The sequence below is a fragment of the Streptosporangium sp. NPDC050855 genome (assembly GCF_044456585.1).
GTDB lineage: Bacteria > Actinomycetota > Actinomycetes > Streptosporangiales > Streptosporangiaceae > Streptosporangium > Streptosporangium longisporum.
Genome location: NZ_JBITFY010000019.1, coordinates 92,434 through 105,787, shown reverse-complemented (window position 1 = coordinate 105,787; position 13,354 = coordinate 92,434). Strand labels below are relative to the sequence as shown.

At 68.5% G+C, this 13,354-nt stretch carries 16 protein-coding genes; all 16 read left to right on the top strand.

The window, feature by feature from the left end; translation table 11 throughout:
- Positions 1 to 233: 233 nt before the first annotated feature.
- On the top strand, positions 234 to 455 hold the full coding sequence (locus ACIBCT_RS31505; protein WP_399194771.1) for a hypothetical protein: 222 nt from the start codon (positions 234 to 236) through the stop codon (positions 453 to 455).
- Complete coding sequence (locus tag ACIBCT_RS31500) at positions 455 to 661, top strand: hypothetical protein (RefSeq protein WP_399194769.1); 207 nt, start codon at positions 455 to 457, stop codon at positions 659 to 661. Before ACIBCT_RS31505 ends, ACIBCT_RS31500 begins: the two co-directional genes overlap by 1 nt.
- On the top strand, positions 661 to 1,128 hold the full coding sequence (locus ACIBCT_RS31495; RefSeq protein WP_399194767.1) for a hypothetical protein: 468 nt from the start codon (positions 661 to 663) through the stop codon (positions 1,126 to 1,128). Before ACIBCT_RS31500 ends, ACIBCT_RS31495 begins: the two co-directional genes overlap by 1 nt.
- Positions 1,125 to 1,718 (top strand): GIY-YIG nuclease family protein, encoded by a 594-nt coding sequence (locus ACIBCT_RS31490; protein ID WP_399194766.1) that lies wholly within the window; start codon positions 1,125 to 1,127, stop codon positions 1,716 to 1,718. Before ACIBCT_RS31495 ends, ACIBCT_RS31490 begins: the two co-directional genes overlap by 4 nt.
- Complete coding sequence (locus ACIBCT_RS31485; RefSeq protein WP_399194765.1) at positions 1,715 to 1,939, top strand: hypothetical protein; 225 nt, start codon at positions 1,715 to 1,717, stop codon at positions 1,937 to 1,939. The genes ACIBCT_RS31490 and ACIBCT_RS31485 overlap by 4 nt, the downstream gene beginning before the upstream one ends.
- Before the next feature lie 146 nt (positions 1,940 to 2,085).
- The gene (locus tag ACIBCT_RS31480; protein WP_399194764.1) at positions 2,086 to 4,014 is read left to right on the top strand and encodes a hypothetical protein; all 1,929 of its coding nucleotides are present in this window, start codon (positions 2,086 to 2,088) and stop codon (positions 4,012 to 4,014) included.
- 10 nt (positions 4,015 to 4,024) lie between these two features.
- On the top strand, positions 4,025 to 4,459 hold the full coding sequence (locus ACIBCT_RS31475; protein WP_399194763.1) for a hypothetical protein: 435 nt from the start codon (positions 4,025 to 4,027) through the stop codon (positions 4,457 to 4,459).
- 26 nt (positions 4,460 to 4,485) lie between these two features.
- Positions 4,486 to 5,370, top strand: coding sequence for a hypothetical protein (locus ACIBCT_RS31470; protein ID WP_399194762.1), 885 nt, complete (start codon positions 4,486 to 4,488; stop codon positions 5,368 to 5,370).
- The gene (locus ACIBCT_RS31465) at positions 5,367 to 6,827 is read left to right on the top strand and encodes a hypothetical protein (RefSeq protein WP_399194760.1); all 1,461 of its coding nucleotides are present in this window, start codon (positions 5,367 to 5,369) and stop codon (positions 6,825 to 6,827) included. Before ACIBCT_RS31470 ends, ACIBCT_RS31465 begins: the two co-directional genes overlap by 4 nt.
- Positions 6,828 to 6,980: 153 nt before the next feature.
- Positions 6,981 to 8,093: a hypothetical protein gene (locus ACIBCT_RS31460; RefSeq protein ID WP_399194758.1), complete on the top strand. Its 1,113-nt coding sequence runs from the start codon at positions 6,981 to 6,983 to the stop codon at positions 8,091 to 8,093.
- Between the two features lie 157 nt (positions 8,094 to 8,250).
- Complete coding sequence (locus ACIBCT_RS31455; RefSeq protein ID WP_399194756.1) at positions 8,251 to 8,496, top strand: hypothetical protein; 246 nt, start codon at positions 8,251 to 8,253, stop codon at positions 8,494 to 8,496.
- Positions 8,497 to 8,511: 15 nt separating this feature from the next.
- Positions 8,512 to 8,772 (top strand): hypothetical protein, encoded by a 261-nt coding sequence (locus ACIBCT_RS31450; protein ID WP_399194754.1) that lies wholly within the window; start codon positions 8,512 to 8,514, stop codon positions 8,770 to 8,772.
- Entirely contained in the window at positions 8,769 to 10,190 is a 1,422-nt protein-coding gene (locus tag ACIBCT_RS31445; RefSeq protein WP_399194752.1) for a hypothetical protein, read from the top strand. Before ACIBCT_RS31450 ends, ACIBCT_RS31445 begins: the two co-directional genes overlap by 4 nt.
- A 10-nt stretch (positions 10,191 to 10,200) precedes the next feature.
- Positions 10,201 to 12,075: a DNA polymerase gene (locus ACIBCT_RS31440; RefSeq protein WP_399194750.1), complete on the top strand. Its 1,875-nt coding sequence runs from the start codon at positions 10,201 to 10,203 to the stop codon at positions 12,073 to 12,075.
- Positions 12,072 to 12,425, top strand: a complete 354-nt coding sequence (locus ACIBCT_RS31435; RefSeq protein ID WP_399194748.1) for a DUF4031 domain-containing protein — start codon at positions 12,072 to 12,074, stop codon at positions 12,423 to 12,425. Before ACIBCT_RS31440 ends, ACIBCT_RS31435 begins: the two co-directional genes overlap by 4 nt.
- On the top strand, positions 12,415 to 13,308 hold the full coding sequence (locus ACIBCT_RS31430; protein ID WP_399194746.1) for a DNA-processing protein DprA: 894 nt from the start codon (positions 12,415 to 12,417) through the stop codon (positions 13,306 to 13,308). The genes ACIBCT_RS31435 and ACIBCT_RS31430 overlap by 11 nt, the downstream gene beginning before the upstream one ends.
- Positions 13,309 to 13,354 lie beyond the last annotated feature (46 nt).

Genomic DNA, 13,354 nt, shown 5'->3' with positions numbered 1-13,354 from the left:
GGGTCCCGGACAGAGGGGGCCGAGGTTCCCGGCACCTTGGCAGCCGGAGGGCAGGGCTCTGCCTACAACGGGAGCAACCCATACCTCCCGCAAAGAGCCCACCGATCTACCGCCCCGATGGTCGCAGGCAGGGTTCGACTCCCTGCCGGGGCGCTCCGACCGCACCCGGTGACCCCTCAACCACCAGTTCAGAGAGGTAATCCACGATGCCCCGTCACTCCACCGCCCCCCGCGTGTCGCTCGCGAAGACTGAGACGACATCATCCCCGGACATCGACGTCCGGCCCTTGGCCTACGTGTTGACGTACATGCATCCCGACCTCAGCGCCCCGATCCTGACCGGTGAGAGCTGGGACGACATGAGGGCGCGACGCGCTGCCGCCGCCGACATCCTTGACGACCTGCTCACCGAAGCCGCTGACGAGCTGGCCGACGCCGAGGCGGTGATTTGGTGATGGCCGCCGCGACCTACCTCACCGTCGTGGCCGACCTCGCCGCCGCGATTCAGGCACTTACCGGCGCTATCGAACTGGCCGGCGCGGTGCGGGATTTGACCAATACGATCCACGACCAGCAACCCCGCCGGCGGCGGTTCTCGTCCGCTGACCTACCCAACTGCACGTTCGAGGTGGCGGATGCCCTTGAGAAAGGAGGTCTTTGATGAGCAGAACTTCGTCCGGGCCGGAGTGGTCCGGGGACATGCTGGACCGTCCGGAGATGATGGAGGCGTTCGCCTCTCAACTGCGGCGGGCCTTGTCGGATCAGGCAGAGTTCGTAGCCAGAATCCGGCGGGATGCCGAAGCCATGTGGAAGGCCAACCCGCCCGCGGGCTACAGCACCTTCGAGACATGGTGGCGGCACCGCTGGGTGACCGGCCCGTTCGGTGAGATCCAGGAACTCCTGGAGAAGGCGGCCACGCGGACGTTCCAGTTGGAGGCTCGTTACCGGCGTGGCCGCCACGAGATCCCCGCCGCCCGCCAGGCTGCCGCGCAGGCCAAGCAGGCTCCCGAACTCGCACGCGGTATCGGCTTCGCCGCTCGCGCCGATCAGGTCAGGTCTGTCAGGCCCCGCGCGGTGTCGCCTGACGGCAGCTTCATGGACATGATCCGCGGGGAGCGGCCGGCATGAGCGGCAGGCGCCAGCGGTGGCTGTACCTGGTCGGCTCGGACGAAGTGCGCCCGGTGAAGATCGGAGTCAGCTTCAACCCGGACAGGCGGGTGGAGGAATTGCAGGTCGGCTCTCCGGTTGCCCTGCGGATTCTGTGGAGAGCCCCAGGTGGGCGCGATATGGAGCGCGTCCTGCACGCCTGTTTTCGCAGTTACTGGAAGCACGGCGAGTGGTTCGACTTCGGCGATGAGAATCCGGTGGCGATCGTCGCCGGAACCGCCGCGCTCCTGGGGTACTGGCGGCTCCCGGCGACGATCGCCCAGCTGCTGCCGCCCGCGCCCTGGGCGGATCGTAACTTCATCAACCGTCTGATCGCGGACACCCCGCCGCGCTACCCGGAGCGTCCGGCTCGCAAGGCCAAGCAAGAGCCGAGTGAGCCTTTCGAGATGCCGAGGCTCGTGCTGCCTCCCTCACTCGACGTTTCGTCAGCTCGCAAGGCCAAGGAAGAGCCGAGTGAGCCCTTTGAGATCCCGAAAGTCGTGCTGCCTCCTTCGCTCGACGCCCCGCCGCGTGAAGCGCCTATCGACCGAGATGGTGAGGAGATGCCGTGAACCAACCGATGACCAGCGCCGAGCGGCGCATCTACAACCAGCGGCGGCACGCCGAGCGGCGCCGGGAACTGGTGGCCGACCGCGGCGCCCAGGGCGTCGCCGAGCTGTGGTGGGACCAGGCCAGGAAGATCGCGCGGGACCGTGCCGCCAACGGCGACGAGACGGCGTGGCACGACCTTGCGCTGACCCTCAGCAACTACTGCCAGCGCTACAGCCAGTAACCGGGTGATCTTCATGTGCATGTTCATGTTCACCGCGACGGCGGACCGGCCTCGCGTAATACGAGCGCCCGCGCGCACGAGCGCATGCGCGCGCGAGGGTACGCCGTCCCGCCACTTTCTGTCAACTTCTGCAAGGAGCGCACATCGTGGCTGACGACACCGACGACACCACCGTTGTGAGCTTCCGGCCTCGGTCGAACAAGACCCTCCCGCCCCCTCCTCCGCTGCCTTCCGTGCCCCGGCCCTCTACCTCGGACGATCCGGCCGTCGGCGAGGCCCCTTTCGACGGGGAGGAGACGGTTCCGGTTGGCGCCATGCCGAACCTGCCGAGCCCCACGGGGATGAGCGTTCCGTTCGCCCTGATGATGCCGCCCGTCCCACCCTTGGCCGCTCCCCCGAATGCCTCCGCTGCCGACGGCTCCGAGGCCGAAGACGCCTTCTCGCCACCGCCTGCAGAAGATCCCGGCAACCCGACCGGGCGGGAGGTGGCCGCGACCGCCATGGCGCTGATGACGGCCCTGGGCGTGGCCGCCGCGCAGGGCATGTGGCACCGTGCCCGACACCGCCAAGCGCTCGCGGACCAGGCCCGCGCCGGGGCTGACAAGGCGGCCAGCAAGGCAGCGGCGGCCAGTCCCGGCGGCACGAAGAGCACAAAGAGCGCGGGCACCTCGGGAGGATCGGGATCTCTTCTACGCTCGCCAGCGGGAGGCGGCACCAAGAAGCCGAAGGGCTCGCGGGCCTTCGCCCGCCGATCGCACGACAACGGCGGGAACGACAAGCCGCCCAAGAGGCCCAAGACGAAGCCGCGGAGGGCCTCGCGCGGCCCGCACGATCGGCCTCCCGCCAAGCCAAGCGGTAAGGGTGGGGCAGGCTCCAAGGGCCCCAAGGCCGTCCGCGGCGGCAAGGCGGGCTGGTGGAAGAGACGTGCCACACCGAAGGGCTCCAAGGACAGCCACCGCAAGAAGGCCACGGGAGCGAAGCTCACCAAGGCGATCGAGGACAAGAACAGCGCCAAGAAGCCGAAGGGCTCCAAGGGCGACAAGACACCTGGTGCCGGCCGTCTGACCTGGAGAGCGCCCAAAGGCGGCGGCAAGGAGGGCAGGAAGGCCGCCGCCAGGCCGAAGCGGTGGGCCGGACGCACCGACGCGACCGGCAAAGGGACCAGACCCCAAGACCGTCCGGGTAAGCGCAGGAACAAGAGGTCCGGTAAGAAGGCGGCCGACCCCAAGCGCCCGACTGCCTGGCGCTGGAGGACCTGGAAGGCCCGCTTTGGCAAAGCCGACGAGGGCAAGGCCACGCGAGACGCCAAGAACTCCCAGAACTCCAAGCGGGCAGGCAAGGGCAACACCAGGGGCACCAAGCACGGCTGGTGGAAGCGCCGAACCAAGACCAGCTCCGGTGAGAACTCCAGGAGCACCCAGGGCGGCGCCCGCCGGCAGCGGACTGCACCGCCCCCGCCGCCGGGGTGGGAGGGGATGCGGCCACCGCCAGGAGCCGACCGGACGGTGCACGTGGCCGTCGAGAGAGTCGATGACCGGCCTTGGCCACGGCCTGAGGCCCCGGCGATCACCGTGGGGCAGGCCGCGCTGACCGCAGGCCCCGCCGTGCCGCCGGCCGCACGTTCGGCCTCGTCACCGCGGTCAGCACCGGATCAGCAAGGAGCGCCGATCGTGAGCATGCCTGTGAAGACGACCCAGTACGCCGATGCGGACCTGACCATCTACGACGTGATCGAGGCCGACGCCGACATGGCGGAGGAGATCACCGACGGGGTCGCCGATGCCCGTGCAACAGCGGACGGCTGCGAGCAGTTGATGACCCGGTTGGAGGATCTGTACGCCGAGATCAGCGACCTGAAGGTGCCGGGTGTCCTGCTCGGCATGATGGCGATGATCATGGACAAGACCCAGACGGTCAAGGCCCGCGCCGAGGCGATCGCCGCCAACCTGCCCGCCGCCGCTGAGGCCATCTCCGTCGCCGGGACCAACGCCGCCGACCGTCACAAGGGCCTGGCCGATGCCGTCCGCGACGCCGGCCACATCCGCCCGGCTGAGCGCCAGTACCACGACGAGTAGGAGGAACCTCATGCACGAGTTGAACAGCGCACACAGCACCGGCGAGGTGGTCGCGAACAGCGGCGGTGTCATCACCCGGGTCGTCCGGTACGGCATCTTGCTCGTCCAGCTCACCGCGGCCGGCCTGCGGCTGCGCGGGCTGAGCGAGCAGGTGCGCCAGACGTACCGCTACGTCGAAGGCTGCTCAGCTTCCGTCGATCGCCTGGCCGATCAGATGGGCCGCTTGAGCGTCGATCCCGACACCGTGGGCGAGCACCACGGCGCGGCGACCGTCATGCGTGCGGTCCTGGCCGACGCCGAAGCGATGGCCGAGGCCACCGAGGACCTGGCGACGTCGTTCGAGCAGACCGCCGCCGCCCACGAGGCCGACTACGGGTCGGTCGCTGCCGCCGCCAACGCGATGCCCGTCGCCATGGCCGAGGCCGAGTTCTACTCCAACCGCTGACCACCTGGACCGAAGGAGGAACGATCGTGAACAGGTCCGTGACCCCGCCCCCGCTGGCGCCGGTGGAGGTGGAGCTTCCGCAGTGGCCCGCGCTGGTCAAGGCGCGACGCCGCCTGGCCGTCATCCGCAGCGCGACAGGGCGCATGGCGACCTTGGCCGGGGCCACCGCCGCGGCGACGGGCCTGTTCACCGGCGAGCTGACCGGCGCGGCCCTGCTGGCGGACGCAGCCCTCACCCTGGGGGGCCTGGTGACCTTGCGGCTGTGGAAGCCGCAAGGTCACCAGCGGGCCGCCGCCAGCGCGCTCTACCTGGGCCCCGGCGTGAGCCTGGCCGCCCTCCTGGTCGCTGAACAGATCGTGCCGGGCATCCACTGGGGTGAAGCTCTGGCGCTAACCGCATGGACGGCGGGAACGTGGGTGCTGCGCCCCGCCGAGGTCGCCCGCCGCATGGTCACCCCACCGCTTTCCGCCCCGTCCACCGCCTTGGTCCCGGTCGAGGAGGTGGCCAACGACCACCCGGCCGGCCGATGGTGGGCCCAGCACGTCGCGATCGACGGTGGAGCCGCCCCCGACACCGTCCTGGACGACATCCAGCGCACCGGCGAGACGTCCATGCGGGCCGTGATCCGCTCCACCATCCCAGGCCGCCCGGTCCCGGAGGTGTCCATCAAGCACCTGTCGGCTCTGATGGACATCCCCGAAGAGGAGATCGACATCGGCGCGGTGCCCGGCCGCGGCGCCGGCGTGCGACGCCTGACGATCGGCCAGCCCGACGACGACTTGGCGACGGTCTGGACCAAGCGCATCGCCCCGGCAGCGATGCCCGGGACCGTACTAGCCGGCGTCCGGGTGGGCCGCCCGGGTGCCAGCCACACGACCGCCCCAACGACCCGCACCGAGGAGGATGCATGAGTGCGGTCATGGCCTCGCCCGGCGACGTGGTCGAACTAACCCTGGAAGTGCCGCAGGGCAAGGTGATCAGCTACAACCTGGCCGCGCTATGCTCGGCCCTGGACATCAACGACCCCACCCGCGTGGCCGTCGAGACGGACGGCCTGCGCCGGGCGCTGGTCACGGTCTACCCGTCCAACCCGTTGGCACAGGTACGGGCCGTGACCCGCGAGGACCTGGTGATGGACCGGCACGGCCGGATCGTCACCGGGCTCTATCACAACGGCCACCCGGTCAAAAAGCGGCTCTATGACCCCTCGACCGGCTCGGCACAGCGGTTCTTGCTGTTCGGCACCACCGGCGCCGGCAAGTCCCGCGCCCTGCAAATCGAGCTGATCGCCGAGAAGATCAACAAGATATGTACCTGGCTCGCTGATCTCAAGCTGGGACAGTCGGTCCCCGAGGCTGAGGGCAACGTCGACTGGTACGCCCGCAGCCAAGAAGAAGCAATCTTGATGCTGATGGCGGCGGTGGCCGTCGCCCAAGACCGCATGCGTCGCTACAGCGCGGCCGGCCGCAACAGCTTCGCACTCGGCGCGGACCCCTTGCTGCACGTCCGCATCGACGAAGCGAACCGCCTACTTGAGCGAGGGGCACCCTATCGGGACCTGGCGACCTACCTGATCAAGGAGCTGGGACGCACTGGCCGCTCCGTAGGCGTCAGCATCGGCCTGTCCGCCCAGGCGTCCCACCTGGAAGAACTCGGCGGAAGCGACACGCTCAGAGCCATGCTCAAAGAGGGCGAAGTGACCCTGCTGCGCTGGTCGTCATCCATGATGCGCCAGTTGGTCGCAGACGGCCTGCTACCGGCCGGGGAACAGCTCATGCCCATCCCGAAGACGCTCGCCCCGCGCGAGCTGCGCAGCCAGTTCGACTCCGAGCCTGAGGACGACGAAGACGACGCCCCGGGCACACAAGGCATGGGATATCTGTTGTCCGGCCCGCGCCCGACCGCGATGATGCGGCACCTGCGGCTCGGCTCCATCGCCCCCCTGCCCGGCAAGGACCCGGAGATCCTTGCCCTGTACGGGAACGACGAGCCCCGCCGCCTGGAGGAGGTCTCCCACGAGACCGCCGGCGTCGCCTACATGCTCCGCCACGACCCTGCCGCCATGGCGGCGCTGTGCGAGCAGTTCCGTCAAGCCCAACAGCAAAAAGGCGCGGGCCAGGGGACGGGCTCGGCAGGAACCGGCGAGAGCAGCGGGGGCGGCCCGAAGAAGGTCCGCCTGGAGGACCGTATTTTGGCGGCCCTGGCCGACGCCGACGGGCCCATGAGCGCCGAGGGCGTCCTGGACGCTGTCAACGACGACGGTGGCAAGCCGGTCTCCCTTGGCTCCGTCCGCACCAGGCTCGGCGGGCTCGTGAACGAGGGCGACGTTGCCCGTGTGGAGCGCGGCCTGTACGCCCCGGCGCGCTGAGTCTTAGGGCCGATCGCTGCTCCGCAGCGGCTTGGTGGCACCTACCAAGGCCGCCTCTCACCACATCTGCGCTTGGGCGCCCCTGCAACGGCCGTTGGCTAACGAGTGACCCCGGCCGCACCCACCCAATATCGCACGAAAGGAGGGATGGCCGTGGCCACCCACAAAACCGCTGCGCCCCCCGACATGCAAGCCGGACACGGGACGGCCCTGTGGTGGACCATCTTGATCATGGGCACCACGGTCTCGGTGATCCTCAACCTGTGGCATGCCCTGTCCCTCACCAGCCAACAGACGCTGGACACCGCGAAAGCCGCCGGCAAGAGCGCGGCGGAGGTCGGCTCAGGACATCCCGTGCTGGGCATCATCTTCGCCCTGGTCCCCGCGGTGTTCGCCGCGCTGCTCTCTCATGGCCTGGTCAGTCCCATGGCGGCCAAGTGGTTTCGTGCCGCGATTCTGGCCCTGTTCGGGATCAGTATGCTGACCTCCATCTCTTCCCAGGCCGCCGTCATGCGCCCCTACGGCGGCGGCTACGGCGCCGAGTGGTCGATCCCCCTCGTACTGGACGCCTCCGCCCTGCTGGCTCTGCACTTCATCACCAAGGCCGCCACCGCCACCCGTGAGGCCATCATCTGGGAGCAGCAGGAGGCGGAACTGGCCGTCATGAAGGCGGAACTTCGCCCCATCGTTGAAGCGGAACTTCGCACGGAACTGGAAGCGGAAGTACAGGCCCGCCGGACGGAACTTGAGGCGGAGGCCGCCCGCATCCGGGAGGCGGAACTTGAGGCCGTTCGAGCGGAAGTTCAGGCGGAACTCGGGGCCAAACTCCAGGCATCTCAGGATGAGATGGAAGCTGCACTGGCCGCGCGCGAAGCCGAACTGGACACGCAATTCGCCGCCCTCATGGCGCAGGCCGAAACCCAGCTCCGCCAAGACGCTGAGATCGAAATGCAGCAGCGCCTCCGCCGTGCCGAAGTCGAGACCGAGGCCCGCGTCAGGCTCGAACTCACCGCACACGCCAAGCCCAAGACCAGGGCGAAGACCGCTAAAACGCCTGCGAAGAAGACCGCACACGATGGCCTGAGCGCCAAGGACAGAGCTCGCATCCTGCTCACCGACAACCCTGGCATCACCGGCACCGAACTCGGACGCGCCCTGAATGTGAGCGACCGATACGGCCGCCAGCTCCTCGAACAACTACTCGAAGAAAACGCGGCGACGGCCGACGTCTCCGGCCCTGAGGTCGTGCTCCGCGCGGTCAACTAGGCGCCATCGCGCCCCTGAGTTCCGCTTCTAAGTTCCGCCTCCCGCGGCCAAGTGCTCCGCCCCGAGTTCCGGCCGAGCTTCCGCACGGACGGCGTTGAGTTCCGCCTGAACTTCCGCTCTCCCGTCGCTTTTACGCCCCTGTGTCTGGAGATCAGCCATGTCCATTCTGACCGCGCTGGCCACCCTCGCGATCTACTCAACCGCCGTAGCCGTGCTTGTGCTCATCGCCGTAACCACCTACCGGCTCAACCTCAAGCGCCACCCCTTCACCGACTGCCGCCGCTGCAAAGGCACCGGAGAGCGCCGTAGCCGACTGTTCGCGCACTCCTTCGGCTACTGCCCCGACTGCCACGGCAGCGGACACAAGGTCCGCGCCGGTGCCCGCCTGCTCAACATCCGCTGAAACGAGGAACCCGCCATGCCCCTGTGCTCCTTCGCCGCAGCAGTCCTGATCGCCGCCCTGTGCAGCGGCCCGCCTCCCGCTTCCAGCGCCGACCCCGCAGGGATCGTCATGGGCACCAAGCAGCCCGGCAACGTCCTGATGATCGGCATCCTCAACCGCGCCGCCGCCTACGAGCGCACAGCCAGCCCGCCGCAGATTCGAGCCTGCACCCAGCGGCCCTACATGCACTATCCCCGCTGCCTGCCTCCGGTTGCGCCAGATAAGGACAACCGGTGATCCGTCTCCTGCCCTGGGCGAAGCAGAAGTCGCGAATCACGCTGGCCGCATCTGGGCCCTTCCTTCCCCGCCCACCGTTTCGGAGAATCTGGCGTCTGACAGGGCTGCAGCCTCGGGTGCACTTCGAGGCGGTAGCGACGGCCGCTCGTGGCGATCACGCGGCCAACCTCTCCTACTACGACGTGATCGTGGTCAACCATTCCGGCGGTAAAGACTCCAGCGTCGCCCTGTACGAAGCGGTACGCCTCGCTGAGGCTGCCGGGGTGCGCGACCGACTCGTGGTCTTGCACAACGACCTCGGCCGGGTGGAATGGCCCGCTACCCGCACGTTGGATGCCCAGCACGCGAACTACTACCGGACGCGGTTTGGCGCCACGCTGGTTGAACTGTTCGGCGATCGGCCCTCAGCACGCGACGTGGCCGAACGACAAGCCACCCGATACGGGCTGCCGTTCGTGGTGCGTTCTCGTACCGGCGGTGACCTGCTGCAACAGATCGAGCAGTACGGGAAGTTCCCCGACGCAGGTAACCGTCACTGCACGTCGGAACAGAAACGGGCCCCCAAGCACCGCTTGTACACCGAGCTGGTCAAACTCGCCAACCTAGACCGGCAGATACGCATCCTCGACATCAACGGCGAGCGCGGCGAGGAATCCCCGGCCCGTAAGGCCAAGCCCGCCTTTGAGTACAACCGTATGGCCAGCAACAAGACCAAGCGGAAGGTCCACACCTGGCGGGTCGTGCACTCCTGGACGCTGGCGGAGGTGTGGGCCTGCCACTGGGCAAACAACCTCGAATGGCACTGGGCCTACGAGATCATGTCCCGGCTCAGTTGCTCCATCTGCGTCCTGGCCGCCATCTCCGATGTCACCTGGGGCTGCGCCATGCGGCCCGACCTGTCCCACGACATCCTCGCCATCGAAGGCCGCGTGGATCACCTGTTCCGCCACAAGCGGTCCATCAGCTGGTTCATCGACAAGGCCGACACGCTCACGGTCGGCGACTTAGTCGCACGTCGGGCTGTCACAGCGGCGGTTCGGGCGGCAGACGGCAACCCCCAGCGCGACAGCTTGCCTTCGTGCACCATTCCCGCCGCCCGGCAAAGCGTTGCCCGCCTCGCCGGCAGGAGCGAACCCGCCGTCCAAGACGGTTTGTTCACTGAGCAGGACGTTGCCCCTGCCGAAGCCGCATCCCTGCCCTACATCGCGGCTAACCCCACAGCAGCCTCCACAGCCTTGACCGGCGACTGCTACGGGTGGCTAGCTGCGTTCCTGCCGCCACCGCGTGCGTTGACCTGCTCGCGCTGCGGCCAACCGATGAGTCTGGCCACAGTGCCGCTGCTATGGGAGTGCTCGCCCTGCGACATCCCCGCCATCGCTGACGCTCCGTCTCAGCCGAAGAGCGACCTGGCTGCCTGAGAGGTGCCTCATGACCGTCTACACCTGCACCCATGCGGGACACACCATGACTATCCACGCACCCGCCGGTGAGAGCGACTTCGACCCGGTCGCCTTCGCAGCCTTCGCCGCCTCGGATCCGGTGCTGGGACTGGACGTGGAGACTCGCGCGATCATCTCCGGCGGCCCTGGGCACTTCGGCCCCGACGCCGGGATGCGACTGCTGCAGCTCGGCACACCGACCACTGCCTGGGTGCTCAACCCGATGATCCCCCGCCAGCGAGAAGCGATTGAGCAGGTGTTGCGCGATCCGCGGCGGCGGTTCGTCACCCACACCAGCTACGACGTCCTGGCGGTCTGGTCGGCCTTCGGGATCGCCCTGGGGCAACGGGTCGCCGATACCCATCTGCTGAGCAAGCTCATTAACCCTGATGAGCGCGCCGGCCACGGCCTGAAGGAACTGACCCGCCGCTACCTGGACGACGGCCTCACCCAGGCTGAGCAGGCGCTGCACGAGCGGGCCCGGCACTTGGCGCCGCGCGGCCACCGCGCCGGCGGCGCAGCCATGACGTGGGGGTGGAACAACCTCCCCGCCACCGACGAGGCGTATGTGGTCTACGCCGGGCTGGATGCCATCTACGCCCGGCGGCTGCTGCCAATCCTGCTGGCCAAGTGCGGCGTCTTCTCGCACCTGGTGCGGATGGAGCACTGGCTAGCGGCCCAATCCACCGGGATCACCATCCGCGGCCTGCTGCTCGATCGCCCCTACACCGCCGCCCTGCTGGCCGAGACCGAAGCCGAACACCGCGCCGCGGACGAGCTGATCCGGGGACGGCTGGGAGTGCCGGGCGGCTCACCGAAGTTCGCCGCCTGGCTGGCCGAACAGGTCACCGGCGTCGTGCTACCCCGCACCCCGACCGGCCGGCCCCAGATCACCGCCGACACCCTCAACCAGTTGGCCGGCGACGTCGAAGCCGGGCGGGCCCACCTCGCGCCGGGTGCAGTGGAACTGATCGCCGCGCGCCGTGCGATGGCCGCCACCTCCAACACCATCGCCAACCTACGGTCCTTCCTGGCCGCCGCGGACCCCAGCGGCCGGGTCCACCCCTCGATCAACACCCTGCGGGCCCGTACCGGACGCATGTCCATCACCGCGCCCGCACTACAGACCCTGAAAAAGCACGACCCCCGGCTTCGGCACTGCTTTCGCGCCGATCCCGGCAACGTGCTGGTGTCGTGTGACTTCTCCCAGGTGGAGGTGCGGGTGGCGGCGGCGCTGTCGCGTGATCCGACGTTGATGCGCGTCATCGCCTCTGGAGTCGACATCCACGATGCCACCGCCGAGTTGATGTACGGGCCTGGCTACACCAAGCAGCAGCGCACCGTCTCCAAGCGGGCCACGTTCGGCACCATCTACGGCGGCGGCGCCCGCGCGCTGGCCGCCCAGACTGGGGTGCCGGTGGCCACCGCCCGCGGCGTGATCGAGCGCTGGCGCCGCACCTACCCCCGCGTCATCAGCTTCGGCCAAGACATCGCCCACGCACCCGTGGTGATCACCGGCTCAGGCCGGCGCATCCCCGCCGACCCCGACCGGCCGTACGCCAACAGCAACTACGCCATCCAGTCCACCTCACGCGACCTGCTGGTGGCCGCGGTGTACGAGCTGGTGACCTCTCGCGGCCTGCATGACCGGTTGTGGCTGTTCGTCCACGACGAACTCATCGTCCAAGTCCCCGCTCAGCAGGCCGAGTCCACCCGGCAAGTGCTGATCGAGGCCATGACCACCACCTTCCGCGGCGTGCCCATCGAGGCCGACGCCGAAATCCTCGGCACCCACTGGGGCCACCTCACCGAACCCACTTCATCGCCGGCACACGAGCCCACTAGAAAGGCGGCACCGCAGTGACCATCTACGTGGACGACTGGAGGCAAAAGGCCCGCATCGGGCGCATCTCCGGGCGCTGGTCGCACCTGTTCTCCGACACCTGCGACGAGGAACTACACGCGCTCGCCACCGGCATAGGGCTGCGCAGGTCATGGTTCCAGAAGGCCGACAACCCCCTCCAGACCTACCGCCACTACGACGTGACGGAATCCCTTCGCATCAAGGCCATCGAGGCCGGCGCGGTCGCAATCACCTGGCGGGACATGGCCGCACTGATCCAGACAGAACGCGACAGACGCCAGGCCACCGCAGCAGGAAAGCCCGCCCCCGTCCACAACCAGGTTCGAAATGGTGATGACCATGACCGATGAGCAAGCCGCCGTTCTCGCCCTCACTAAGGCCACCGACGCCCAGCACTGGCATCACACCGCCGAGGTGATCGCCGTCGTAGGCAGCGCCCTCAGGCTCATCGCCGGCGACGACATCGGACTGGACGAAACCGAACGGGCATACGCCGCCGATCTCCGCTCCCGCATCAGCGTCGAAGACCTCAATCAGGCGCGTGACCTCATCGCCACGATGCGCGCCGGTGGTGTCAGCCTGATCACCATCGTGGATGACACCTATCCCGGCAACCTGTTCTGGGCCTACAACTACCAACCGTTCCTGTGGGTCCGCGGCCAGATGCTCCCCGAGGACTACCGGGCCGTCGCCGTCATCGGCGAACGCGACAGCTACCAGGCCGCTGCAGCCGCCCGTGCTCTGGCCGGGGTTGGATTGACCGTCGTTGCACCGCTGCGCACCGACCTGGACGCGGCCGTCCATGAGGCCGCGCTCGCCGCCGGTGGCCGTATGCTCGCCGTGCTGGCCGGCGGGAGGGCAGCGCCCGACGTGCTTGGGCCGTACGCGAAGGTCGCACAGCAGATCAGCGAGCACGGAGCGCTGGTCTCCCCGTTCTGGCCCAACACCACCCCCGCCGACCACACGATCATGCAGGAGCGCGTGGCAACCTGCGGACTGGCCGCCACCGCGTACATCACTGACGGCGAGGACGGCGGCTCCAGCTACTACTACACCGCGATGGTCCTGGGCACGGGCAAGCACGTCTTCGTCCCTCAGCGACTTCACCAGGAACAGCCCTGGGTCGCACGCACAGGATTTCGAGGAGGCATCACCGCCGTCCAGGACAGCGACGACATGGTCAAGCAGGCGGTCAACCTCCTCGATCTGTGCTCCCAGGCGACCGTGTTCTGACCCTGGACGACCGCCGCCCCATCATCCAGCCGTAGCCGCCTCCCAA